16 protein-coding genes and 9 pseudogenes are annotated in these 26,724 nt (G+C 42.1%); 17 read left to right on the top strand and 8 right to left on the bottom strand.

Annotated elements, in window-relative coordinates; translation table 11 throughout:
• Positions 1-13 precede the first annotated feature (13 nt).
• The 5 genes from F890_RS02470 to bioD all read left to right on the top strand — a co-directional run bounded on the left by F890_RS02470 (position 14) and on the right by bioD (position 4,673).
• Positions 14-724, top strand: coding sequence for an alpha/beta hydrolase family protein (locus tag F890_RS02470; RefSeq protein WP_004282161.1), 711 nt, complete (start codon positions 14-16; stop codon positions 722-724).
• Positions 725-812: 88 nt separating this feature from the next.
• A complete protein-coding gene (gene bioA, locus F890_RS02465) occupies positions 813-2,093 on the top strand; it encodes an adenosylmethionine--8-amino-7-oxononanoate transaminase (RefSeq protein ID WP_004282160.1) in 1,281 nt (426 codons plus the stop codon).
• The gene (locus F890_RS02460) at positions 2,090-3,259 is read left to right on the top strand and encodes an 8-amino-7-oxononanoate synthase (RefSeq protein ID WP_004282158.1); all 1,170 of its coding nucleotides are present in this window, start codon (positions 2,090-2,092) and stop codon (positions 3,257-3,259) included. Before bioA ends, F890_RS02460 begins: the two co-directional genes overlap by 4 nt.
• Positions 3,226-4,011, top strand: coding sequence for a malonyl-ACP O-methyltransferase BioC (gene bioC, locus F890_RS02455; protein WP_004282156.1), 786 nt, complete (start codon positions 3,226-3,228; stop codon positions 4,009-4,011). Before F890_RS02460 ends, bioC begins: the two co-directional genes overlap by 34 nt.
• A complete protein-coding gene (bioD, locus tag F890_RS02450; protein WP_005265646.1) occupies positions 4,008-4,673 on the top strand; it encodes a dethiobiotin synthase in 666 nt (221 codons plus the stop codon). The genes bioC and bioD overlap by 4 nt, the downstream gene beginning before the upstream one ends.
• Before the next feature lie 421 nt (positions 4,674-5,094).
• On the opposite strand, the gene F890_RS02445 is transcribed toward bioD, so the two are convergent.
• Entirely contained in the window at positions 5,095-5,436 is a 342-nt protein-coding gene (locus F890_RS02445) for a histidine kinase dimerization/phospho-acceptor domain-containing protein (RefSeq protein WP_004282152.1), read from the bottom strand.
• A 189-nt stretch (positions 5,437-5,625) separates the two neighbouring features.
• Positions 5,626-5,859: a hypothetical protein gene (locus F890_RS02440; RefSeq protein WP_225554309.1), complete on the bottom strand. Its 234-nt coding sequence runs from the start codon at positions 5,857-5,859 to the stop codon at positions 5,626-5,628.
• A gap of 288 nt (positions 5,860-6,147) precedes the next feature.
• Between F890_RS02440 and F890_RS18965 the strand changes: the two genes are divergently transcribed.
• The 4 genes from F890_RS18965 (at position 6,148) to lldD (ending at position 10,099) form a co-directional block, all read left to right on the top strand.
• Complete coding sequence (locus F890_RS18965; protein WP_370940781.1) at positions 6,148-6,300, top strand: hypothetical protein; 153 nt, start codon at positions 6,148-6,150, stop codon at positions 6,298-6,300.
• Between the two features lie 224 nt (positions 6,301-6,524).
• On the top strand, positions 6,525-8,189 hold the full coding sequence (gene lldP / locus F890_RS02435) for an L-lactate permease (RefSeq protein WP_004282148.1): 1,665 nt from the start codon (positions 6,525-6,527) through the stop codon (positions 8,187-8,189).
• A gap of 17 nt (positions 8,190-8,206) precedes the next feature.
• On the top strand, positions 8,207-8,950 hold the full coding sequence (lldR, locus tag F890_RS02430; protein ID WP_004282146.1) for a transcriptional regulator LldR: 744 nt from the start codon (positions 8,207-8,209) through the stop codon (positions 8,948-8,950).
• 3 nt (positions 8,951-8,953) lie between these two features.
• On the top strand, positions 8,954-10,099 hold the full coding sequence (gene lldD / locus F890_RS02425) for an FMN-dependent L-lactate dehydrogenase LldD (RefSeq protein ID WP_004282143.1): 1,146 nt from the start codon (positions 8,954-8,956) through the stop codon (positions 10,097-10,099).
• 353 nt (positions 10,100-10,452) lie between these two features.
• Here the strand turns inward: lldD and F890_RS18455 are convergent.
• Positions 10,453-10,551: pseudogene (locus tag F890_RS18455) on the bottom strand (VF530 family DNA-binding protein); the annotation flags it as partial.
• A gap of 120 nt (positions 10,552-10,671) precedes the next feature.
• Between F890_RS18455 and fruB the strand changes: the two are divergent.
• The 4 genes and pseudogenes from fruB to F890_RS02410 all read left to right on the top strand — a co-directional run.
• Positions 10,672-11,800, top strand: a pseudogene (gene fruB / locus F890_RS19385) (fused PTS fructose transporter subunit IIA/HPr protein); the annotation flags it as partial.
• 86 nt (positions 11,801-11,886) lie between these two features.
• Positions 11,887-13,536, top strand: a pseudogene (gene ptsP, locus F890_RS19380) (phosphoenolpyruvate--protein phosphotransferase); the annotation flags it as partial.
• A gap of 6 nt (positions 13,537-13,542) precedes the next feature.
• On the top strand, positions 13,543-14,475 hold the full coding sequence (gene pfkB, locus F890_RS02415) for a 1-phosphofructokinase (RefSeq protein WP_004282140.1): 933 nt from the start codon (positions 13,543-13,545) through the stop codon (positions 14,473-14,475).
• Positions 14,476-14,479: 4 nt separating this feature from the next.
• Complete coding sequence (locus F890_RS02410) at positions 14,480-16,162, top strand: fructose-specific PTS transporter subunit EIIC (protein WP_004282137.1); 1,683 nt, start codon at positions 14,480-14,482, stop codon at positions 16,160-16,162.
• A gap of 29 nt (positions 16,163-16,191) precedes the next feature.
• Here F890_RS02410 and F890_RS02405 read toward each other — a convergent pair.
• A pseudogene (locus F890_RS02405) lies at positions 16,192-16,428 on the bottom strand (hypothetical protein); the annotation flags it as partial.
• Positions 16,429-16,675: 247 nt separating this feature from the next.
• Between F890_RS02405 and F890_RS02395 the strand changes: the two are divergent.
• A pseudogene (locus F890_RS02395) lies at positions 16,676-20,024 on the top strand (SNF2-related protein).
• A gap of 17 nt (positions 20,025-20,041) precedes the next feature.
• On the opposite strand, the gene F890_RS02390 reads toward F890_RS02395, so the two are convergent.
• The 4 genes and pseudogenes from F890_RS02390 to F890_RS18450 all read right to left on the bottom strand — a co-directional run.
• Positions 20,042-21,331 (bottom strand): type II toxin-antitoxin system HipA family toxin, encoded by a 1,290-nt coding sequence (locus F890_RS02390; protein WP_005265643.1) that lies wholly within the window; start codon positions 21,329-21,331, stop codon positions 20,042-20,044.
• Positions 21,328-21,636, bottom strand: coding sequence for a helix-turn-helix transcriptional regulator (locus tag F890_RS02385; RefSeq protein ID WP_004282130.1), 309 nt, complete (start codon positions 21,634-21,636; stop codon positions 21,328-21,330). Before F890_RS02385 ends, F890_RS02390 begins: the two co-directional genes overlap by 4 nt.
• 142 nt (positions 21,637-21,778) lie before the next feature.
• Positions 21,779-22,092: pseudogene (locus F890_RS02380) on the bottom strand (transposase); the annotation flags it as partial.
• A 132-nt stretch (positions 22,093-22,224) separates the two neighbouring features.
• Positions 22,225-22,420, bottom strand: a pseudogene (locus tag F890_RS18450) (IS3 family transposase); the annotation flags it as partial.
• Between the two features lie 62 nt (positions 22,421-22,482).
• Here F890_RS18450 and F890_RS02370 point away from each other — a divergent pair.
• The 3 genes and pseudogenes from F890_RS02370 to F890_RS02360 form a co-directional block, all read left to right on the top strand.
• Positions 22,483-22,785, top strand: a pseudogene (locus F890_RS02370) (transposase); the annotation flags it as partial.
• Between the two features lie 42 nt (positions 22,786-22,827).
• Positions 22,828-25,494 (top strand): excinuclease ABC subunit UvrA, encoded by a 2,667-nt coding sequence (locus F890_RS02365; RefSeq protein WP_005100732.1) that lies wholly within the window; start codon positions 22,828-22,830, stop codon positions 25,492-25,494.
• Between the two features lie 165 nt (positions 25,495-25,659).
• Positions 25,660-26,600: pseudogene (locus F890_RS02360) on the top strand (IS5 family transposase).
• The last annotated feature ends 124 nt before the right edge of the window (positions 26,601-26,724 follow it).

The following is a 26,724-nucleotide window of genomic DNA, read 5'->3' as shown; positions in this document are numbered from 1 at the left end:
TGGAGCAGACAAAATGAAGATACTGATGATTACGGGTTGGGGGCTAGGAACAGCGGTCTTAACCCCGTTTGTAGAACAGTTACGGCAGCAGCATCAAGTTGAAGTATGGGATATTTTTGATCCTAACGTGGAAAGTATTTTGGCCGAAAAAGTCAGGCAGGCGAGTTCTATTGATGTCTTGATGGGATGGTCTTTGGGTGGACAGTTGGCACTTTTGCTGGCTAATGAAATCCAGCAACAACTGAAAATTGCCAAGCCAGTGATTTGCTGTATGTCAAATCCCTGTTTCGTGGCCAACGAAGCATGGCCACAGGCAATGCCAGTTGAACAATATACACAATTTAAATCCTCCATACTGGCTGATCCAAAACGCGGGATGCAGCGCTTCTGTACCTTGGTCACTTTAGCTGGCGCAGCAGCGCGTGAACGTGCAAAATTATTGCACCAACAGTTAAATAGTATTGATTTAAACTATCAGGTTAAGCATCTTTATCTATTGCAGCAATTAAATCTAGTGGATATCTTAAAAAATCATTCAGTCAAGATGCTATTTATATTTTCCGAGAATGATATGTTGGTTCCTTACAAAGTTAGTCAAGAATCTGTGTTTTTAACAACCCAAAATCTGAATTTGGTAAAAATACAGGGCACGCACGATGCCATCCTTTTTGATACCAAGTTACTCGTTGAGCCAATTTTAAAATTTTTAGCCGATCTGGCTTAAGCAAAAAGAGATTGGTAGCTCTTGACGTTTCATTTTCAGATTTAACGCGCTAAGATCAGTTTTAGTTTTAATAATTGGGGTAAATTCTGTGCAGGACGCTTTTGATCAACAGCATATTTGGCATCCTTATACCTCCATGACACAACCCTTGCCATGTTACAAAGTTAAAGCTGCACATGGTGCAGTCATTGAACTTGAAGATGGTACCGAGCTGATTGATGGCATGTCGTCCTGGTGGTGCACAATTCACGGTTATAATCATTCTGAACTCAATCAGGCCGTAACAAAACAATTAGAGTCGATGTCACATATCATGTTTGGTGGTTTGACTCATCAGCCTGCGATTGATGTGTCTAAACTGCTACTCGAGATCACGGCGCCTGAACTGGATAAAATTTTCTTTGCCGATTCCGGCTCGGTCGCGGTTGAGGTGGCGTTGAAAATGGCTGTGCAATATTGGAATGCACGTCAGCAACCACAAAAAACTAACTTTGTTACCACACGCTCTGGCTATCATGGCGACACCTGGAATGCCATGTCGGTTTGTGATCCTGTAACTGGTATGCATCAAATTTTTGGTTCGAGTTTGCCGAACCGTTTATTTGTTCCGGCACCTCAAAGCCGTTTTGATGGGGCATGGCAACCCGAAGATATACAGCCACTTGAGCGCATACTGGCACTGCAGCATCAGCAGATTGCTGCCATGATCATCGAGCCGATTGTGCAAGGTGCAGGGGGGATGCATTTCTATCATCCAGAATATTTAAAGCAAGCTAAGTTGTTGTGTGAAAAGTACGATGTACTGCTGATTTTAGATGAAATTGCCACCGGTTTTGGCCGCACTGGAAAACTATTTGCTTATGAACACGCTCAGGTCACACCAGACATTATGTGTATCGGTAAGGCATTGACTGGTGGTTATATGACCCTGTCAGCGACCTTAACCACTCGCCATGTAGCAGAGACGATTTCAAGTGGTGAAGCGGGTGTGTTTATGCATGGCCCAACTTTTATGGCTAATCCGTTGGCCTGCGCGGTCGCATTGAAAAGTACCCAGCTGTTACTGGCTCAAGACTGGCAGACGCGTATTCAACAGATTGAAAGTACACTAGGACAATATTTACTGGATTTAAAATCCTTGGCACAAGTCAAAGATGTGCGTGTCCTCGGCGCAATTGGCGTGGTTGAGCTACATCAAACTATTGATTTGGCGCGTTTTCAGGCTGAATGTGTATGCCGTGGCGTCTGGATTCGTCCTTTTGGCCGTCTGGTCTATGTCATGCCGCCATATGTAATTTCAACACAGCAACTTGAAACTTTATTAAAGCATATGCGGGAGATGATTCAGCAGATAGAGGCAGTAGCATGAACCATCTTGAGCATTTCCAGCAGCAGCTAGATGACTTGAAACAGCAAGGGCAATATCGCCAGTTTAAGTCCAATATTTCTAGCCAGCCACGATTGCAACTCAATGGTCAAGAGATGCTGAATTTGGCATCCAACGACTATTTAGGTCTGGCATCCAACTTAACGCTACGTGAGGAATTTTTTGACCTCACGCCCATGTCTGAGCGACATATGAGTTCAAGCTCTTCACGTTTACTGACGGGAAACTTTCCCAATTTTGAACAACTTGAAGCACAGATGTCACAGGCTTTTGGACGTTCAGTACTGCTGTTTAATAGTGGTTATCACATGAATATCGGGATTCTTCCTGCGCTCAGTAATGCTAAAACCATGATCATTGCTGACAAACTGGTACATGCCAGTATTATCGACGGGATTCGTTTATCTAAAGCTGGCTATGTGCGTTACCGCCATAATGACCTGCAGCATTTGACTCAGTTTTTAGAAAAATATCAGTCAGATGAATCTATCCAGCGCATCATTGTGGTAACTGAATCAATTTTCAGTATGGATGGGGATGAAACAAATTTAGCTGCTTTGGTGGCATTAAAACAGCAGTTTGCAAAAGTCATGCTCTATGTCGATGAGGCACATGCAATTGGTGTGCGCGGTGAACGTGGATTGGGCTGCGCAGAACAGTATCAAGTATTGGACCAGATTGATTTCCTGGTCGGTACCTTTGGCAAGGCTTTGGCTTCAGTTGGTGGTTATCTGGTCTGTGCGCCAGTGATTCGTGACTATCTGATTAATAGCATGCGACCTTTAATTTTTAGTACCGCCCAGCCGCCACTATGTATGGCCTGGACTAGATTTATTTTTCAGAAGGTACAGCAGCTTCAGGCGGGACGAGTACATTTGGCAGCATTGGCTGTACGCTGTCAGCAGGGCATTCAAGACTTGGGATATCACTGTCCGTCAACCTCGCAAATTGTGCCGGTACTGATTGGTGAGGCAAAACGCACCATTCAGGCGGCTGAAATTATGCAACAGCAGGGATTTTATGTGCTACCAGTACGTCCGCCAACGGTTCCTGCCAACACCTCCAGACTCAGAATCTGCCTGAATCAGAACATTTCTGCGGATGAGCTGGACGCATGTCTGCAGGTGCTGAGGAATTTGCCGCGATGAACAGCAAACAGATTGCCCAGCGTTTTGCTCAGGCAAATCTCAGTTATGAGCAGCATGCGCTGGTACAAAGTGCCGTAGCGGCAGAGTTGATGCAGTTCATGCAGCAGCATGTAGCACAACCACATTTGCAACGGGTATTGGAAATTGGCTGCGGTTCAGGGTTTTTTACCCGGCTTTTTATGCAGTATTACAGCTTTGATCATTTATTTTTAAATGATCTATATGCCGAAGTGAAGCAGCATTTCCCGGAAGATGATCGGCTTTTGTGGGGGATTGGTAATATTGAAACCTTGCCACTGCCGCAGTCTCTGGACATGGTGCTGTCGTGTTCTGCATTGCAATGGATCTCGGATTTAAAAGCATTGTTGCTCAACATTGCGCAGGCCTTAAATCCCTCTGGGCATCTGTGTTTTGCCAGTTATACGGACAATAATTTAAAGGAAATTAAGGCACTGACCGGACAAGGCTTGGATTATCTGCCTTTAGCGGAGGTCTGTGAACTGCTTGAATCCTTAGGCTTTGACATTCTGCTGCAGACAGAAGAACAGATGACCTTGCATTTTGAGCATCCGAAACAGGTGTTACAGCATATCAAAGCCACTGGTGTACAGGCGACGGCACAGGGGTTTCGGTGGACAAAATCGTCCTTACAGGATTTTTATACCGGCTATCAACAATTCCAAGACCCTGAAAGCAAACAGTATGCACTGACCTATCATCCGGTTTATGTCATTGCACGGAAGACAGCATGAGCGCACAGATTTATTTTGTCAGCGGCATTGATACCGCAATTGGTAAAACCTTTACTACTGGTTTTCTGGCCAAAAATTGGAATGAGCAGGGCATTCGTACCATAACCCAAAAGCTGATCCAGACCGGAAATGTCGATATATCAGAAGATATCGAACAGCATCGTGCAATTATGGGTTGTGGACTGTTACCGGAAGACCAGCAAAAACTGACCATGCCGGAAATTTTTACGTATCCGGCTTCACCGCATCTTGCTGCGCGACTGGATGGGCGAGCCATTAACTTTGAACAGATTCATCAGGCTACCGAACAGCTGGCTGCGGCCTACGACTGTATTTTGCTGGAAGGTGCCGGTGGTCTGATGGTGCCCTTAACCGAAGAGTTCCTGATTATTGATTATATTCAGACACATAATTATCCGGTGATTCTCGTCACTTCAGGGCGTTTAGGCAGTATTAATCATACCTTACTGAGTCTTGAGTTGTTAAAACTCCGCGGGGTTCAATTATATGCCATTGCTTTTAATCATGCAGATAACTCCAAAGATCCCTTGATCGCTGAAGATACCATTGCTTATTTAAAACAGTATTTGCAGCGTGATTTTGCTGATACGACATGGGTTGATATTCCAGCTTTAAATTTAGCCCTGTCTTCTCATAAGTAAGTGATCCGCTTGCAGCGAGGCTGATGTGAATGCTTAAATATTGAGGTTGCGCCACTGTAAATTGAATCTGATAGCCATATTTGTTTAACACCATTTTCATCAAATATAAGTCTAGCCCATGCCCATTTTGCTAGGGAGATTTATGCCAGAAACGCTGTCCCAATTATGCATATCTTCAACCTTTGATTATCATTATGAATGATCAGCACACATGCAGCATAGCAATTGAAATGGTGTTTGCCTGTGCATGCAATAGAGCATTGTTAAGTAGGTTTTTAAAGACGGTATCTAGTTCAAAATCGGGTAGGGCAACTCGGGTCAGGCTCGGTCAGTCAATTGTTAAACTGGGTTCAATTTCCGGATAAAGCGACTGTAAATCGGCAATCACCTGAGTCAGGAGCCGTGGAATTTCAATACTGTACTAGATATCACTCAGTACTTGATCGGTAGATGAAAGTGCTAGAAGCTGTTCCAGTAGCTGGGTACATCGGCGGATACCAAGGTGTACCTGCTGCAAGCTCTGTTGCAATTTGGGCGAGCTTGCCTGTTGTTCTGCCATCAGTTGTGCAAGCTGAATATGAGTTTTGATCGCGGTTAAAGGACTACGCAATTCATGGGCGGCGTATGAACTAAATACTTTTTCATTTTCCGGATTTTGATGCAGTTTATGTATTAAGTGCTTAGAGTTTTGAGCAAAGGACTGTACCTTGGAAGGCATTACTTTGGCATCTAAGGTTTTTAAATAGTGAGTAGCATCATTCACTGATAAATTTGGCTGACTTAAAAGGTTGAAACTTCATCTAAGGCTTTAAGCTCTCGACGAATAATCAAAACGATTAAGTCTATACATAGCAATAAAGACAAAATTATTGGTATTAATACCGATTATAAAATCTTTTTGAGCAATTATCCACGTAGGAACATCCGCTCTGCTACCACCACTTGAATATCCTCACGACGTAACACATAACTGAGCCTCACCTTGTTGCTTTGTACTAAAGCCAACTACTTGGTGGCTTAAATCTTTCGGTGCACCTCGGGTTTTTGCTACCACATGCTGAACGACACTGACGTCAGAGCCAAATAAAGACACTTTATAGGCAATCAACTGCTCTTGATTGGTGGAATGAAGTTGTTGGGCTAGTACATTTTCATCCAAGTTTTGCATCGGCAGTTGTTGAGTCAATCGAGCGACCATTGGATGGCTGAATCAAACCAAATTGATGTATTTCCTTGACTGAGCAAGGCTTTATTGTAGGTAGATCAACTGGTTGTACGATAGATCTTGGGTGCAGACCTCTTCATTTAGAAATTATATTCCCCAAGAAGCTTTCAGTGGTAGGTTTGTGCAACAAAGCCTCTTGCAAATAAAGGCTATCAAGGGATTTATACATTGTATCCAAATAGTTTATGGCCATTAAAAGCAAAAAAGCACTAAAAACCAGATCTCGAGCTAAAACTTTATAACCAAGAAATCAATAAAAGAAGAATTGGGATTGAACAGGTATTTGGAACTTTGAAAACCTTCAAAATCCTTGCCGAGCGATATCGCAACCCTGGCAAAAGACTAGGATTAAGATTTAATTTAATTGTGGGAATCTATAATTTTGAGCTGAGTAAAAAGTGAATTATGAAAGAAATCTAATATATAAAATTTTAAGAGATTATAAAAATTGGTCATACCAAAAAATAAATTAAATCTTTTATATTGTGTTTTTGGGCTAATATTACTAATATCGCCAATACAAAATGCACATTTTATCTCTTAAACACTAAATTGGTCATACCAATTTAGTGTTTAAGTACAATAAACTGTTCAATCTAGTAGTTAAGCATTTCAAGGAGTAGACAATGCTTCAACAGTGGCAACAAATTTATGATCCTATAGGCAATATCTGGATTTCGAGTGCTATTGCGCTAGTTCCAATTATTTTCTTTTTTTTAGCGTTAGCTATTTTTCGCATGAAGGGTAGTGTAGCCGCTACAATTACCGTTTTTTTAGCCTTTCTGGTCTCATTATTTTTATACAAAATGCCAATTGGAATGGCATTAGCATCAATGGTCTATGGATTCTTCTACGGCCTGTGGCCAATTGCATGGATTATTATCGGTGCAGTTTTTATATATAAGATTTCAGTAAAAACAGGACAGTTTGATGTTATTCGTTCGTCTATTCTGTCAATTACAGAAGATCAACGTCTGCAAATGCTATTAGTTGGGTTTGCTTTTGGTACGTTTTTAGAAGGTGCGGCAGGTTTTGGTGCGCCCGTCGCAATTACTGCGGCACTGTTGGTGGGACTCGGCTTTAAGCCTTTATATGCGGCTGGGCTATGCCTGATAGTTAATACTGCACCTGTTGCTTTTGGTGCAATGGGAATTCCGATCATTGTCGCTGGGCAGGTTTCAGGTGTTGACACCATGGAAATCAGTCAAATGGTTGGTCGTCAGTTACCCTTTATGGTGCCAATTGTATTGATCTGGATCATGGCAATCATGGATGGTTGGCGTGGGGTTAAAGAAACTTGGCCTGCTATTTTAGTTGCCAGCTTATCTTTTTCTTTAGCGCAATATCTAACATCAAATTTTGTTGGGCCTGAGTTACCCGATATCACTGCTGCAATTGCATCATTAATCAGTTTAACTATCTTACTTAAGTATTGGAAACCAAAACATATTTTTCTTTTTGAGGACAAAAATATACAGGTAGATGAAACTATTATCAAGCAAGCTCGTAAACAATATAGTGTGGCACAGATAGCCAAAGCCTGGTCTCCATTTCTGATACTTACAGCAATGGTGACGATCTGGAGCATCAAACCTTTTAAAGATTTATTTGTTAAGGACGGCCCATTAAGTGATTTAGTAGTTTCAATTAAAGTGCCGTATTTGCATCAATTGATTCAAAAGCTACCACCTGTCGTGCCTGAAATTAAAGATTATGATGCGATTTATAAGTTTGATTGGTTATCAGCAACGGGTACGGCGATTATATTGGCGGCATTGATCACGATTATTTATTTAAACATGAAACCTAAAGAGGCAGTTTCGACATTCTTTGAAACCGTGAATGAACTAAAAACCCCAATTTATTCGATTGGTATGGTACTGGCTTTTGCGTTCATTGCAAACTATTCAGGTCTGTCAGCAACGCTTGCTTTAGCACTGGCACATACGGGTCAGGCTTTCACCTTCTTCTCACCATTCTTGGGTTGGGTTGGAGTGTTTCTTACAGGTTCAGATACTTCAGCTAACGCATTGTTTTCAGCGTTACAAGCAACTACAGCACAGCAAATCGGTGTGCCTGAAGTCTTGTTAGTTGCTGCCAATACCAGTGGTGGAGTAACAGGTAAGATGATTTCCCCTCAATCAATCGCGATTGCTTGTGCAGCAGTGGGTTTAGTTGGTAAAGAATCTGATTTATTTAGATTTACAGTAAAACACAGCATTATCTTTACGGTGATGATTGGTATTATTGTGACCTTACAAGCTTATGTTTTCCCGTGGATGATTCCGTAAACGGGTCAAGGAAAAAAATGAAAGTCTCCGACAAAGTGGTACAGCGTTTACGTCTGTTGATTGAAAAAAATAATGTGCAAGTCGGAGAGCGATTGCCTGCTGAACGCCAACTCTGTGAACAGTTAGGTGTGTCTCGTAGCTCTTTACGTGAGGCGATTCAACAACTGATTACCGCAGGGATTATTCAGAGCAAAGCGGGTGCAGGCACCTATTTAAAGCAGTTGCCTGCACATTGGTCACAGTATCAAATCGTTGAGCCATTATCCGGTTTGATGGATCAGGATCCTGAATATCGTTTTGATGTACAAGAAGCTCGTATGGTGCTTGAAGGTGGTACAGCATGGTATGCCGCACAACGTGCCACACCCAGTGATTTGATCAATATTCGTCAATGTTTTGAGCAGATTAGCCATTTTCAGGCTTTAGGTGATGATGCCCACGCAGCAATAGCGGATGCGAATTTTCATCTGGCGATTGCAGAAGCATCCCACAATCTAGTGCTGATCCAAATGATGCGTAGTTTGTTTGATTTATTGCAAGACAACGTGATGTTAGGGCGACGTAAAGTTTACACCACACCACAACATTTTGAACAATTGCATGACCAGCATTTTGAGGTGATGGACGCAATTGAACGTCAAGACTCAGAGACTGCACGTAAGGCAGCTTGTGGGCATATTGAATTTGTTGTTCAACGCGTACGTATGATCGATGAAGAAGAAGCTCGTCGTCAACGTTCGAGTCGATTAAATAGGACATAAGTTATGATTATTTCTTCTGCAAATGACTATCGTGAAGCTGCGAAACGTCGTTTACCGCCATTTTTATTTGAATACATCGATGGTGGTGCCTATGCGGAATATACTTTAAAGCGTAATGTAGACGATTTATCAAAAATCGCTTTACGTCAACGTGTGTTAAATGACATGTCTGAGCTGAGCTTAGAAACGCAATTGTTTGGTGAAAATTTGGCGTTGCCAGTGGCATTGTCACCTGTAGGTCTAACGGGTATGTATGCGCGTCGTGGTGAAGTTCAAGCCGCGGTTGCCGCAGATAAAAAGGGCATTCCATTTACCTTATCAACAGTTTCAGTTTGTCCAATTGAAGAAGTGGCACCTGCGATTCAACGTCCGATGTGGTTTCAACTGTATGTACTACGTGACCGTGGTTTTATGAAAAATGCCTTGGAACGTGCTAAAGCCGCAGGCTGTTCTACCTTAGTATTCACAGTCGATATGCCTGTTCCAGGTGCGCGTTATCGTGATGCACATTCAGGAATGAGTGGTAAAAATGCTGCAATACGTCGTTATATGCAATCGTGTATGCACCCACACTGGGCTTGGAATGTCGGTTTATTGGGTCGTCCGCATGATTTGGGTAACATTTCGAAATATTTAGGTAAGCCGACAGGTCTGGAAGATTATATCGGTTGGCTGGGAAATAACTTTGACCCTTCAATTTCTTGGAAAGATCTTGAGTGGATTCGTGATTATTGGGAGGGTCCCATGGTTATTAAGGGGATTTTAGATCCTGAGGATGCCAAGGATGCGGTACGTTTCGGAGCAGATGGAATTGTGGTCTCCAATCACGGTGGTCGTCAGCTTGATGGTGTTTTGTCTTCTGCTCGTGCGCTTCCTTCAATTGCAAGTGCGGTCAAAGGTGACATCAAAATTTTAGCAGATTCAGGGATTCGTAACGGTCTTGATGTGGTACGTATGTTGGCTATGGGTGCAGATATTTGCATGCTTGGTCGTGCATTTGTATACGCACTTGGTGCTGCCGGCGGTTCTGGGGTAAGTAATTTACTAGATTTGATTGAGAAAGAAATGCGTGTGGCAATGACATTGACTGGTGCAAGAACCATTGCAGATATTACATCGGATTGCCTGGTCAAGCTAGAGAAAGAGTAAGCGATTTAATTACTCACATTACTAAGGCTTTGCCAACTTTCCTTTGAAAAAAGAGATTTTTATCTGAATAATTTGGGTAAACAAAGCTTCCTTTTGAAAAAAACCAACCTTGGCAAGAGTCACCGACATAAAATACACTAAATAACATAATTGGTACGTTAATAAACTCTATATATAACAGTTATATAGAGTTTTTATTTTGTGTGACGTAATTTAAGGTGGGGTCGGATACTTTGATTTTTGGTCACTAATTTATTGTGATAATCAACAATAATAACCAACATACATATGCTTAATCTAAGGGTATTTTACTGACTGGTATAATTTTATGATGAGAGGGGTGTTGCCTGAGGTTACGGTTTCTGTTTGGCCTTTTGGCGTAAGACGTACAAATATAAGCTTTCTACTTTTTCACGTGCCCATGGTGTGGTACGCAAGAATCGTAATGATGATCATGAAGATAAAATCAAAAAATACAGATTTTTGTGTAAATCCTGAGTAGAATTCGACTTTTATTTTTTCTCCAGTAAAAAGGCATAGCTTTTCACTATGCTATTTTGCAAGGACGCTTTATGCTCGCGCTAGATATACAACATATTCGAATGAAACAACACGCCACTGATAAAGCACAAGCTTTGCAATGTCTAGTCGATATCTTGGTCAAAGACCAGTTGGTTACACCTGATTATATTCATGGGTTGACCGGGCGCGAACAACAAAGTGCAACGTATTTAGGGCAAGGAATTGCCATTCCGCATGGGACGCCTCAGTCTCGCCAATATATTTTAAAAACTGGTATTCGTCTGGCGCACTTTCCTGAAGGAGTTGTTTGGGACGGTGAAAATAAAATTTATTTAGCAGTAGTGATTGCTGCGAAATCAGATGAGCATTTGCAAGTCTTACAAATTTTGACGCGGGCTTTAATTAATGATGTCGCTGATCAAGTGAAACAGGCTCAATCCGCAGAGCAAATTATTGCATTATTACAAGCCCAACCTGCATCTTTGGCATTGCATGAAAATTTAATCGCCACTCAAGTTCCCGCACTTGATGTAGAAGATTTAATTTGGCACGCAACACAGTTGCTGAAACAGCAAAAAATGGTGGAGTGTGGTTTTCTGTCGGGTTTAAATCTAAACAGCATGATTCATTTAGGGGAGGGGGTCTGGTCGATCACTTCTAACCAGCATGTTTTGAGCCCAGCTGTAAGTTTGGTAAAAGCGGAACAGGTTTTAAGCCATCAGCAGGAAATGCTCAAGACTTTGGTGTGTATTGCCAGTAATGAGCAACTGGATATGCAACGGTTTCAACGGTTAATGGATATTTTGTTTGATACTGAACAAGTTCATACCCTCAACCAAGAGCAAGATAGTCACCAGTTGGCGCAGTTAATTGGTGCTGAACTGATTCCTGATTGGCCATCTCGTCGTATTGTCTTAGCTAATGCTCATGGTCTACATGCGCGTCCCGCGACACACTTGGTCAATATGACTAAGAAATTTGCAGGGGATGTTCTCGTTGCTGTAGATGAGGGGGCTTACGTTTCGGCAAAAAGTTTAACCAAATTATTAGCCATGGGATGTCGTCGTGGTCAAACTCTGACTTTTATTGCACAACCCGATACCGATGCTGTAGCAGGCTTAGAACAGATTATTGATGCAGTTAAACAGGGCTTAGGAGAAGAGGTTGAAGCTGTTGATTTTGTATCTCATCAGCACAGCAATAGTGACCCAGTCGTAAATACTTTGGAATTAATGCCTTTTGAATCACATGGCGATACGGGTAGCTGCGGTATTGCGGCATCAACTGGCCTTGCTTTTGGTCCTGCTCATGTGGTGAAGCCACGCGAATTTAGTTATGAACGTCGCGGACAGAGTTTTAAAGCTGAGAATGAAAAGCTTGAAATTGCGCTTCATCAGGTGAAAAATAGCTTACGTCAATTCATTGCACATACTGAATCTACTGCCATTAAGCAGATATTCATGGCACATTTGGAAATGCTGGATGATCCAGACCTCCTCCAAAGTGTACAACGCGGTTTAAAACAGGGGTTGTCTGCTGCTGCAGCTTGGCATGATCATATTGAAGTGGCTGCTACCGCACAGGCTGCACTTAGCGATCGTTTACTTGCAGAGCGTGCGGCTGATTTAAGGGATATTGGTGAGCGAGTTTTGGCTGTTTTGTGCGGTGTGGCCGATGTCACAGAACCCGAGCAACCTTATATCTTAATTATGCATGATGTTGGCCCGAGTGATGTAGCGCGTCTGAATAAAGATCGTGTTGCAGGCATTTTGACCGCGGTTGGTGGAGCGAGTGCCCATAGTGCTATTGTGGCACGTGCTCTGGCTATTCCAGCAGTCGTAGGTGCAGGTGTAGCTGTTTTAAATATTGAGAACCATGCCACCGTGCTAATTAATGGGGATACTGGGGAGTATGTGGTCTCACCCGAGCAAAATCAGATTGATCATGCCATTGCAGAGCGCCAACGCCAGCGTGAGTTGCGAGAACAAGCGGAACAGCATTGTTTAGAACCTGCCATCACACTGGATCAACATCAAGTTGAAATCGCAGCCAATATTGGCAAAGTGGGCGCTACGATACAGGCTGTGGCCGATGGGGCAGAAGCAATTGGTTTGCTACGCACAGAATTGGTCTTTATGTCACACAGCAGTGCGCCTGATGAGGCTACACAGGAAGCCGATTATCGGGTGGTGTTAGATGCTTTGGCAGGTCGTCCATTGGTGGTACGTACACTTGATGTGGGCGGGGACAAACCTTTGCCGTATTTGCCTATTGAAAAGGAAGAAAATCCATTCTTGGGCTTACGTGGTATTCGTCTGACTTTACGTAAGCCAGAGTTGTTACGTCAGCAATTGGTTGCTTTACTTAAAGCAGCGGATAATCGCCCATTAAGAATTATGTTTCCGATGATTGGGCGGGTTGAAGAATGGCGAGCAGCAAAAGCAATTTTGGATGAGGTTCGCATACAGCATCCATGTGAAAACTTACAAGTCGGTATTATGATTGAGGTTCCTGCGGCAGCATTGTTGGCTCCAATTCTTGCTCAAGAAGTTGATTTTTTTAGTATTGGAACCAATGACTTGACTCAATATACTCTGGCGATTGACCGTGGTCATCCACTGTTGTCTGCTGAAGCTGATGGCTTACATCCGAGTATTTTGCTATTGATTGATCAAACTGTTCGGGCAGCACATCAGCATGGTAAATGGGTGGGCATTTGTGGTGAATTGGCTGCTGATCCAAAAGCTGTGCCTGTATTGATAGGCTTGGGCGTGGATGAGTTGAGTATGTCGAGTACCAGTATTCCATTGGTGAAGGCGCAAATTCGTGGTTTGAACTATATAAATTGCAAACAGGTCGCACAGCAAGCCTTAAGTTGTGACAGTGCGTCTGCCGTACGTGCATTGGTGGAGTAATTACGAATGGCTAAGATATTAAGCATTACTCTGAATCCTGCAATTGACCTCACCGTGCAATTGGATCAACTAAAAGTTGGCGAGGTCAATCGTCAGTTAACGGCCCAAAGCCATGCAGCAGGTAAAGGCTTAAACGTGGCACAGGTCCTTAAGGATTTGGGACATGAACTGATTGTGAGTGGCTTTTTGGGGCAAGAAAACCGTCAAATTTTTGACCATCATATCCAGCAAGAGCAATTTGATAACCAATTTATTTATGTTGCAGGTGAAACACGACAAAACATTAAAGTTGCAGAAGCTTCTGGTCAGATGACTGACATCAATGGCAAGGGCTTTTTTGTAGATACCTCAGCAAAACAACAACTATGTGAACGTTTATCTCAACTGATTTTAGAGGTTGATGTGATTGTGATTGCTGGCAGTTTGCCACAAGGGTTTTCTGCAGAAGAGCTTTCGACACTGATTTTATGGTTACAGTCTGCGGGTAAAAAAGTCGCAGTAGATACCAGTGGTGTTGCGTTGAAAGCAGCAATTGCTGCCCATCCTTGGTTGATTAAGCCTAATACAGATGAGTTGACGGAAACTTACCATTTGCCAGCAGAAACGTTTGCAGAACAGCAGCATCTTTTTGCCAGTTTAAATAGTCAGATCGAACATATTGTGGTCTCGATGGGTGAAAACGGGGTGAACTGGCTTCACCGCACGCACCCCCTGCATGCTACTGCACCGAAGGTCACCGTCCAAAGTACTGTGGGTGCGGGAGATTCTTTGCTGGCAGGTATGATTCATGGGTTGTTGAGTTCAACTTCCCCAGAAGAAACATTGAAAACAGCAACCGCAATTGCGAGCAATGCTGTGACCCAAATTGGGTTTGCCCTTCCAGACTTTGCTGTTATTGAAGATTTGAAATCGCAAATCTCAGTCCAATCATTGAGTTAATACGATGCCAGAGATAAAACATATTTTATTTGTGCCACATAGTCCCGAGCAGCCGATTAATGCAGTGATTTTGTCCAAAAAACTGTCCAAAGCAGCGACAGCACTTGGTATTTCCAATAATGTGGCGACATCAGTCGAGCATCTCGATTTATCAAATGTTATTGATACGGTTGTTTTTGTAGGACAGAAGTCGGCAGAAGCGGATCAACTGCGTGACAAGGTTGTGAAAGTCATTGGTTTGAATAACGCACAACACGATGCGATCATGCTTTTGCAACAAGTTCTTGAGCATTCAGATGCTTTAGATGAAACTATTGCAGCCAATGTAGGGGTTACACGGTTTGTCGCCATTACAGCATGTCCAACTGGTGTTGCGCATACGTTTATGGCGGCCGAAGCCTTACAACAAGGTGCAGTAAAGTACGGTTATCAGATTGATGTTGAAACCCAAGGATCGGTTGGGGCTAAAAATGTTTTATCGGCAGAAAGTATTGCCAAAGCAGATGTCGTGATCTTAGCAACGGATATTGAGGTCAATACAGATCGCTTTGTAGGCAAACGTGTATATCGCTGCAGTACAGGATTTGCTCTTAAGCAAACGGATAAGACTTTTGCAAATGCAATTGCTGAAGCCAAAGTGCTTGAAACGGGTAAGCAAACAGCCACTAAGACAGAAAATGAAAACAAAGAAAAAACTGGAATTTATAAACACCTTTTAACAGGGGTGTCTTTCATGCTGCCGATGGTGGTGGCGGGCGGTTTGATCATTGCCATCTCGTTTATGTTTGGCCTCAACCCTGTTGAAGGAAGCTTTGCCGCATCCTTAAAGCAAATAGGTGCTGCAGCATTTACTCTTATGGTACCTATGCTGGCAGGTTACATTGCTTATTCTATTGCGGATCGTCCGGGTTTAACTCCAGGTTTGATTGGCGGTTTACTTGCAACACAATTAGAGGCAGGCTTTCTCGGTGGATTAGTTGCAGGTTTTATTGCAGGTTATATTGCGTTATTTTTATCGAAACAGCTTAAACTCCCAAGTAGCCTAGAAGCATTAAAACCAATTTTGATTATTCCACTATTAGCGAGTTTAGCTGTTGGTTTAATCATGATTTATGTGGTTGGACAGCCTGTTGCACAATTGTTTGAATTACTCACACACTTCCTTGCCAATATGGGGACGACCAATGCCATGATCATGGGGATTATCCTTGGGAGTATGATGTGTATTGATGTTGGGGGGCCAATAAATAAAGCGGCTTATGCCTTTACGGTGGGCTTACTTACGTCACAAACATACGGACCGATGGCGATTACCATGGCTGCGGGTATGGTACCGCCATTGGGTATGGCAATTGCAACTTTTCTGGCAAAGCATAAATTTGCCAAACCTGAGCAAGATGCAGGGAAGGCTGCTGTAGTTCTGGGCCTATGTTTCATTTCGGAAGGGGCTATTCCGTTTGCTGCCAAAGACCCGATTCGAGTGCTTCCATGCGCGATCGCAGGTGGTGCTGTAACTGGGGCTTTGGTTGCATTATTTAAATGTGAACTAGTCACTCCTCATGGCGGTGTAATGGTACTGATCATTCCGAATGCGATGAATTATCCATTAAAATATTTATTGGCGATTGCGATTGGAAGTGTGGTGACTGGTGTAGCTTATGCCGTGATAAAACAACGGTTAGAGTAAGCCCTTCATAGAAGCTTTGTGAAGGCTATTTAGTGCAATAAATGAATATTATACTCAATCCTATTTTGGATCAGTTGGAGAGTCTCTGCTTGAATTTGTCCAGGTAATAGGTCATGAGCGATATTGCTGAATCGGATTGCAACCTTACAAATCGAGCCAATAATTTCATCGACTTCTTGGACACAAAGTTCCGCTTCCTGAGTACCAAGTTTCACAAGAGCTTGTCGAGGAATATTCAGTGCCTCACCCATGATATCCATTTGATGTGCAGGAAAGTTCTAAACCTTTACTGATCGCTTCTGCACTGTATTCAAAGGCGATTAATGGCCGACCTGTGATTGCGGTTGAGGAGACCAATGTACCCCAAAGCCAATATTCACCCCATCCATTGTAGTAAACATTAAGTTTTTGAGCATGGATTTATTTCCTTTTGATACGTTGGCGAGCACTACTGTTCTGAAATGACAGCTTTGTCCGTTATAATTGTATAAACATTTTTGGTTTCTGGTAATTATGTCCTCATTGATCAATTTTCTATCTCGCTTTAGTACTGCAACTCTTCAGCGCAGTCTGAGCTATGCTAAACACATTGATAGAGAAACAATTGAGTTCTTTGAAGAAAATGATGATGTCACGATGTATGCTCAAATTGAAGGGACAGATTATTACGATACCGCGATTACCTATAATCTTAAAAAAGACCGTTTAATCGATGATGACTGCACTTGTCCAGTTGGATATAACTGTAAACATGCTGCTGCTTTAGCGCGGTTATTCTTTCAAGAATATCGTCAGGAATTTCAACAGCGTTATGCTGAATCTCAATCTCCGCAGGGAATCGCAAAACGCCGATGGGGGGATGATCAGGCGCAGCGCTGGTTGAATGATTTTAAACGGTATTTACAACAGACTGAACCAGAGCAATCTGTCAAAACAAACAATTATTTAATTTACCTGCTAGATCAGTCGGTCAGCTTAAAGAAATTGACAGTTGATGTTCAGAAGGCCAGACGCAATAAAAACGGCTCAATTGCAGGGGAAAGTTATTATACCCAATATGAAAATATCACCAGAAAGCATCTGACTTTACCTGAACAAAAACGACAATTATTTAACCAGATTTATTATTACGCCAAAATAAACAGCGACGAGCGTTTTTATCAAAGCAATCTTGATATCTCCGGAATTTCATTGGAGCACTTTAAATCTTTTATTCAAAGTGGCGATGTGTACTGGCAAAAAAAGAGCTATGCTGCACTTCAATGGTCAGAACAAGGCTTATCACATCGAATTGATCTGGGAACAAGGTGTAAACAAACAGACAGAGCATTTAAATATTGAATTGGTCAATGGCGATATTCGACTCGATTTAAAATCAAATCCACATATCCAAATTCTCGCTAGCCAGCCACCGTGTTATGTGGATATTCAACAGAACACGGTGGGCCAGTTATATGGTGAATATACGGCAAATCTTCTGTACCATTTTTTACAGATGCCTGATCTTCCATCTATGCTCTTGCCAGAGTTTGAGAAACTGACTCATCAATATTCAGACGTGAAAAATCTGCCTCAGCCCGAGTCTATTCAGCATATTGATGTCCTTGAGGGTAGTCCCCAGCCAATTTTACGCTTCGGTGTTTTAGATAAATTTGATTGGAAATGGGAAGAGTCTGTTTGTGCTGAAATTGAATTCTCCTATGCAGGCGGGCGAATTAAAGCAGGTACATCAGGTGACAGTTTCATTGGTGAGCAGCATGACAAAATGGTGCGACAGCTTCGGGACTTAGTTCAGGAACAACAGTTAATCCAGCGTTTACAGCTATTGGTCGAATCACTGAAGTGGGTGAAAGATCTTAGTTATGACCAGCAATTAAAACTGGATAAACAACGTCTCGATTCTATGGTTTTTGCTTTCTATGGAGACTGGATCAAACAGCTGATGCCCATCAATCAAATTGAGTTGATGGGCTGGCAGATAGAGCATCTGGAAAACAGCCCATTTAAGCTGCAATATGTTGAAAATTTAAATATTTCTATCACTGAATCTGAAGGCCAGCAGGACTGGTTCAATATCGGGGCGACGGTTCAAGACAGTGCAGGCAATTCTTATAATTTACTTGATGCGCTCGTAGCTTTGGTGCGAGTAAATCCTGATTTACTTGATCCGCGGACTTTTATTCATCTGCATGACAGTCAAATTTTCACCGTGAAAACTGCAGTTGATCAACCTGATTTGGCGCTATCCGCTAGGGATATTAAGCCGGTATTATTGCATTTGCAGAGCATTTTACAGCAAGAAGAGCGCAGTATTGATCGCTATGATGCGAGTCAATTATTAGAATTGCAGCATAATCTTGGGATGACATGGCAGGTCAGTGATCGCCTGCAGAAATTTGTACATAAATTCAAACAAGGCTATCAGCAACAACTGCCAACACCACAAGGTTTTCAGGGGGAGTTGCGTCTATACCAGCAGCAGGGCTTAGGCTGGTTACAGTTTTTAAGGGAAACCCAGCATGGCGGGATTCTGGCAGATGATATGGGCTTGGGGAAAACAGCACAAACTTTAGCCCATTTACTCATGGAAAAGCAGGCTGGATATTTGCAGGACAGTCCCGCCTTAATTGTTGCACCCACATCGCTGATGCATAACTGGTTCAAAGAAGCGGAGAAATTTACCCCTGAGCTCAAGGTATTGCTGCTACAGGGGCCCGACCGCCATCAGAATTTTGAGCAGATTCCGCACTATGATATTGTGTTAACCACCTATCCGCTTCTAGCGAGAGATGAAGAACAACTAAAGCAATATGAATATCATCAACTCATTCTGGATGAAGCGCAGAATATTAAAAATCCGCGGGCCAAAGCTGCACAGGTAGTACGGCAATTAACAGCGCGACATCGTCTATGTCTAACCGGTACACCTATGGAAAATCATTTGGGTGAGCTGTGGGCACTATTTTATTTTCTAATGCCGGGATTTTTATATTCACAAGAAATCTTTAATAAAAAGTACCGCTATCCTATTGAAAAACGCGGTGATCAGCAGTTAAGGCAAAAGTTGGTAAACCGCATTAAACCCTTTATTTTACGTCGCTTGAAAACTGACGTTGCCAAGGAATTGCCTGAAAAAACCACGATTGAAGTCAATATTGACATGAATGAGCAGCAATCCAAGCTATACGAGGCTGTTCGTGCCACGATGCAAGCCAGCATTCAGAAAATTGTGGCAGAAAAAGGCTTTAAACGTAGTCAAATTCAAATTTTAGATGCCTTACTGAAGCTACGTCAGGTGTGCTGCCATCCTGGCTTACTAAAGCTGGATTCAGTGAAAACCGGGCAGGCACACTCTGCCAAACTTGAACAGTTGATGGATATGGTCGTTCCAATGGTGGAGGAGGGGCGAAAAATTCTGATCTTCTCTCAGTTTACCTCAATGTTGGAACTGATTGAGCAACAGCTCCATCACGCAGAAATTGGCTATGTGAAGCTGACTGGAAAGACCAAAAAGCGAGATGAAGTCATTACAGCATTTCAGTCTGGACAAGTGCCGGTATTTTTAATCAGTCTGAAAGCAGGAGGGGTCGGTCTGAATCTAACTGCCGCAGATACGGTCATTCACTATGATCCATGGTGGAACCCTGCTGCTGAAGATCAAGCTTCAGATCGTGCATGGCGGATTGGACAGGACAAGCCAGTATTTGTGTATAAGCTGATTACCAATAAAAGCATAGAAGAAAAAATTCTTGCCTTACAGCAAAATAAAGCAGAACTGGCACAGTCTATTCTAAGTACCGATCATGAGGGCGAAGCGAAACTGACGGAAAATGACGTGATGAACTTGTTTGAGAAATTTTAGTTTGGTTTCAGATTAACCTAATCATCTGTAAGTATCTGAAAGTCTGGATGCAATTTTTTCCAATGTTGTCTTAATTTTTCTTTATGAGCAGGAATCATAGGTAAGTCTAGTAATAGCACTGGCCATACTGACCGTGCTTTGTCCATGATCGCGTGAAGTTGTTTTTCAATAACACGCCATGGAACACCGACTTTTTCAGCCCATTGTTCAAAGTGTTTCATCTCAGCTAAATACCAATCTTTATTTTTGGCAAGATTCAATGCGAAATGACGCTCATTTTCAACATATACACTAGTCATCAATATATCGTATGCGGGAGATAATCTTGGTGTTCTTTTGTCCTGATAAATCATACTCCAGTTTTTTAAGTGTGCATCTCCATTGGCGAGCAAAATGTTGACAAGTAAGCGGCTGGCAAATTGCTGAATATCAAAAATTTTGTTATCTGAAAATTGATAAATGATCTTTCCTATCTGCTCATAATTTGTGGTGCTGTATTTCTGCTGTGGATATGCACCGAAGATCTGAGCAAAGTCTTCGATGTGAATAAGCTCTGTAGTATCAGCAGTATTCTGTCTATCAAATCTTTTGATTGCAAAAGCATATTCCTCTTGGGGTAAATTTAATGGTGGAAGGTCTTGTAAGAGTGCCATATCCACCAAGCGAATCTCAGGGACATCTATTCCGACCATTTTTGCAAGGCTCATCATAGAATATTCATTTAGCGGAACAAAAGCATGTCTGGAAGAAGGAGTTTTGACAATCCAGTCCCCGAGTAGAGACGATTCCGTTGCCTGGACTAGTGTAAAACGCCCATCTTTGGCTTTCATGGAAAACTTCATTTGGACGCCGGCCAAGGAAAACTTATTATCTGTTCGGATCTCTTGCTTTAAGATCTGATCTGGATTAGAGATCTGCAATTTGAATTTTATTTCATCTGGAATTTCTTCTGGATCTAATGGAGTCGCAATGAGTGCTCCAGGTAAATCATGACCTAAAGCTGCCAATAACTGAAATTCATTGTCTATATGTACTTTGAGGCTTTGTGCAATCAGTTCGCGTAATGCACCTTCTGGTAGCAAGTTTGATAGCAAGGGATGTAAACGCTGATGTGTAACATAGGTCTTTTCTAAAATTTTATCCACTTGAGGATACAAGGGGGAAGTCAGCAGGCTCAAGGTCGGGCGTTGCTGATCAGAGCGGAAAGAATCTGTAAAAACCAGAATATTTTTTCCGCTCTGAAATCCTGCCAAGTATCCAACGATACCGTGATGTAATGTTAATTTCAGGACGGCAACAGTATTCATGGTTCCTCTCCTCCGAGAAGACCCTTCCATGGGTTAGTCATTAAGTCATCCTGATCTTCAATAGTGACTTTAATTTCATCATTCAATAATTGTCTGATCAAATGAACCTTATCATCAGGGATGAGCATCAGTTGAGCATTTAATCCTGCCGCTATAATTTCTAAGGTCTCTAATCGAGGGTTGCCCTGACTTTCCAGTTTTTGGTACTGCTGTCTTGAAATGCCTGTACGGGATTGCATATCAACTTGCTTTAAGCCCAATTGGGTTCGTCTTTTTTTGATTTGCTGAAGTAAAGACTTATTCATTGTAGATGCATTTATTGCTTTTAGGTTCTGTAAGAAACATATTAGTTTCTTTTTTTTTGAAAAGCAATTTATGACTTTATCATTTCGATCGGCTTTGTTGCACAAAGATTTGAAATGCAAAGCGCCCCTAATTGAGCCAAATTTAAGGCGTAACTTGGGTAAGTGGTCGACCTAATTCCGTAAATCTGTTAAGGACTGCTACACGTGCATGGATCTCATTCACTTGGCTATCAAAACTCCTTGCACTGATTTTATCTCCTAATAATTTAATGCAGTGCATCTTAGTTTCAACCAACTTCGCCGATGATAGCCTGACCATTTTTTCCATAGTGTCCTGCCTAAACGTTTAACTGTTCGAAGTAATTCATTTCGTTCTAGCGAGCTACTCTTTGTATCTTTCCATGGTTTCGCATTTTTTCTAGGTGGAATCACCGCATGCCCTTGCCGATCTGCAATGAACCGTACCGGGTTTGTCGGAGACTTTTATTTAAGTTAGGCCACCTGACCTAACGGGTTAATCTTATAATCGTACATTGCTTCAAGCTCAAAAGACGACACATAACTCAGCGCATCAAGCACCATATCTGTATTCTTACCACGCCATACACCTTGTATTTCAAGATTTTGCATCAATCGAGAACTGTATAGCGCGCAATAACATAACTTCTCGTTGCAGTTGTTGCCAGACTTTACGAACGCCATACCGGCCCGAACTTTCTTTCCAAATTCGTTTGATTTGCTTAGCATGATGAAAATCATGTAGATCTCGTTTTGCTCGATGTTCCCTTGCGAAGCGATGCGCTTCTCATCGCAGGAAAGTTGGTCTCCGACAAACCCGGTACGGTTCAGTATCCAAAAATTGGAGAATCCTGGCGGGCAAATTGGGAAAATATCCGAACGATCTTTAGCTATCCTGCTGAAATACGTCATGCGATTTATACAACAAATGCAATTGAATCATTGAATAGCGTGATCCGCCATTCAACTAAAAAGAGAAAGATCTTCTCTTCTGATGATTCAGTGAAAAAGGTCATTTATTTAGCAACTTCAAATGCTGCTAAAAAATGGACCATGCCAATTCAAAATTGGCGTTTAGCAATGAATTGGTTTACGATTCAGTTCGATGATCGATTAAAAGATCATTTATAAAAAATGAGACTTACACAAAATAATTTACAGGCTTGTAGAAACATGAAAATACATTCTTTTGGTGAACACAATAACATTACTTTATCTAATAATTGTATTGAAGTTCGAGGTGCACGTGAGCATAACCTTAAGGATGTAGATGTTTCTATCCCAAGAAATGCACTTGTTGTTTTCTCAGGTGTATCGGGTTCAGGAAAATCATCACTTGCTTTTGGAACTATTTTTGCTGAAGCACAAAGAAGATATTTCGAATCTGTTGCACCTTATGCAAGACGCTTAATAGATCAGGCCGGAGTACCAGATGTTGATGCTATTGATGGTCTACCACCAGCAGTAGCATTGCAACAACAACGTGGTGCAAGTAATACCCGTTCTTCTGTTGGAAGTGTAACAACTTTATCAAGTCTCGTGCGAATGATTTATTCGCGTGCTGGTGCATATCCTGCCGATCAGCCAATGTTATATGCCGAGGACTTTTCACCGAACACTCTTCAAGGTGCTTGTCCTACCTGTCATGGTTTAGGTCACATTTATGAAGTTACAGAATCGACAATGGTTCCTGACCCAACACTCAGTATTCGTGAGAGAGCTATCGCATCATGGCCACCTGCTTGGCACGGGCAAAACTTACGCGATATCCTAGTAACCCTAGGGTATGATGTTGATCGACCATGGAAAGATTTACCGCAATCGGATAGAGACTGGATTTTATTTACTGAAGAAACCCCAACAGTTCCTGTCTATGCTGGTTTAAGCCCCGCTGAGACTCAATCTGCACTTAAACGTAAACTAGAACCCAGCTATATGGGCACTTTCACTGGTGCTCGTCGCTATGTCCTTCATACTTTTGCTAATACCCAAAGTACGTTGATGAAAAAACGTGTTTCACGTTTTATGGAAGGAAAAATATGCCCTTCCTGTCATGGTAAACGCCTTAAACCAGAAGCCTTATCTATTACCTTTGCTGGAGTAGATATTGGTGAGTTTATGCAACTTTCTTTGGATAAGTTAACTTGCCTGCTTGAGCCCATTGTTCTTGGCAATTTCGACGCTCATGATGCTGGAGAAAAGACTAATAATAAAGTAACCCAACTTGATAGATCCGAACGAGCAACAACAGGTAGAGCAGTGCATTCTGTATCTCCAGATGTAAGACGTACGTCAGCACTTTCAGATGAAAAGAAAATTGCTGCCCAGCGTTTAGCAAATGGTGTGGTGGGGCGTTTAAATCAATTACGCCAGTTAGGTCTTGGTTATCTAACATTAGATAGAGCCACACCGACTCTTTCAGCGGGAGAGTTACAACGTTTGCGTTTAGCAACACAATTAAGTTCTATGCTATTTGGTGTAGTTTATGTACTGGATGAACCGTCTGCTGGATTACATCCTTCAGATAGTCAGTCATTATATGATTCTCTCGATAAATTAAGAGACGCTGGAAACTCCGTATTTGTTGTAGAGCATGATTTAGAGCTCATGCGTCGTGCTCAATGGTTAGTGGATGTTGGACCAGATGCAGGAGAGCAAGGTGGTAATATTTTATATAGTGGAGTACCTCAGGGTTTAAGTGAGATTTCAGCTTCACGTACTGCAAGTTATTTATTTAATAAAATCCCAGTTACTCAAAGTTATGGACGTACACCCTCTGGTTGGCTTGAACTTAACAATATTTACCGACATAACCTGCATAATATTGATGCTCGTATACCTCTTGGTGTACTTACAGCAGTTACAGGTATTTCAGGTTCAGGTAAATCTAGTCTCGTTTCTCAAGCTTTACCCGAGTTAGTACTTTCATATTTAGGCAATGAATCTGAAACTGAAAACAATAATGAAAATAATCCGTTAAATGAAGGAATGTTGGTTACCGAGGTTACACAGGGTTCTCTGGCTGGTGATGTGGAGGCTATACAGCGTCTGGTACAGGTTGATCAAAAACCAATTGGCCGTACTCCACGTTCTAATCTGGCAACTTATACGGGTTTATTTGATCATGTTAGAAAGTTATTTGCTGGGACTCCTGAAGCTCGCCAAGCTCATTATGATGCTGGACGTTTTTCGTTTAATGTGGCTAAAGGGCGATGTGAAACTTGTGAAGGTGAAGGCTTTGTCAGTGTAGAATTATTGTTTATGCCAAGTGTATATGCCCCTTGTCCGACATGTCATGGTGCTCGATATAATGATGACACTCTGAAAATTCGCTGGAATGGACGTAATATTGCTGAAGTATTAGGAATGACCGTCAATGAAGCACGTGATTTTTTTGATGGAGAGGTCTCGATTGCTCGTTCACTACAATTATTAAAGGAAATTGGCCTTGGTTATTTACGTTTAGGGCAACCAGCGACTGAACTATCTGGTGGAGAAGCGCAACGTATTAAATTGGCGACCGAGCTGCAACGCAATCAGCGTGGAAATACACTGTATATACTTGATGAGCCAACTACAGGTTTGCATCCATCAGATGTAGATCGATTGTTAGTTCAATTGCAGCGATTAGTCGATGCGGGTAATACCGTGGTTATGATTGAGCATGATATGCGTGCCGTTGCACAAGCAGATTGGGTGATTGATGTGGGACCAGGTGCTGGAAATGCTGGTGGGAATATTGTTGTGGCAGGAACACCAAAACAAATAACAGAAAATCAAGATAGCCGTACTGCTCCATATTTAGTTAATGAGTTAGTGAGTCGTGATACTAAACATTGATATTGCGAGTGGGTAGAATAAAACCTTAAATTAAAAGCCTGTAAAATCAATCAGATATTTTTTGTTTTAGGTGGTGTGTGAGCATGAAATCTAAAATTTTTTTCAACTAAGGGCTTTGTTGCACAAACCTATCTGTAACGGCTTTTTCAGCGATATAATTTTCAAATGAAGAAGCCTACACACAAAATCTACCGCACAACCAATTGGCCCGCATATAACCGAGCACTCATGAGTCGCGGAAATATTGCCATTTGGTTTGATCCTGCTACGCAATGGTATGCGCCATCAAAAGGCAAACAAGGGCGAAATCAAACCTACTCCGACGCAGCCATCCAATGCTGCTTAATGATTAAATCCTTATTCCGTCTGTCTTTACGTATGGTCACTGGCTTTGTGCAAAGTCTGATTAAACTTTGCGGCTGAGCAGCCCCGAATATCAGTGATATTCGTACAGTACGCTTTGTAGAAGACAAAAGCATATTGATATTGTAATCAGCTACCAAAAAAGTAGAGATGGGCTGCATCTACTCATGGACTCTACAGGCATGAAGTTTCTAGGTGAGGGCGAATGGAAACGCAAGAAACATGGACCTGAATATCGTCGCCAATGGCGTAAACTTCATATTGGTATAGATGCTAAAACCCTACAAATACGAGCAGTTCAGCTTACAACCAATAATGTCAGTGATTCACAGGTGCTTGGTGATTTACTTAATCAGATTCCACAAGATGAGCGGATTAACTCTGTTTATACCGATGGAGCTTATGACACCAAGCAATGCCGTCAGGTCATTGCAGATCGGCAAGCGCATGCGGTGATTCCACCTAGAAAAAATGCGAAACCATGGAAAGATACAAAGAGTAGCTCGCTAGAGCGAAATGACTTACTTCGAACAATTAAACGTTTAGGCAGGACACTATGGAAAAAATGGTCAGGCTATCATCGGCGAAGTTTGGTTGAAACTAAGATGCATTGCATCAAATTATTAGGAGATAAACTCAGTGCAAGGAGTTTTGATAGCCAAGTGAATGAGATCCATGCACGTGTAGCAGTCCTTAACAGATTTACGGAATTAGGTCGACCACTTACCCAAGTTACGCCTTAAATTTGGCTCAATTAGGGGCGCTTTGCATTTCAAATCTTTGTGCAACAAAGCCATAATCAAAGGTCGTTTCAGCCTCACAAAAGCGCAGATGCAACAGCTTTCCAGTGGCGTCATCGATATAAAC

It is taken from the genome of Acinetobacter sp. CIP 64.7, assembly GCF_000369745.1.
Classification (GTDB): Bacteria; Pseudomonadota; Gammaproteobacteria; order Pseudomonadales; family Moraxellaceae; genus Acinetobacter; species Acinetobacter fasciculus.
The sequence above is the reverse complement of the archived record's forward strand: the minus strand, read 5'-3'. Positions and strand labels throughout refer to the sequence as shown.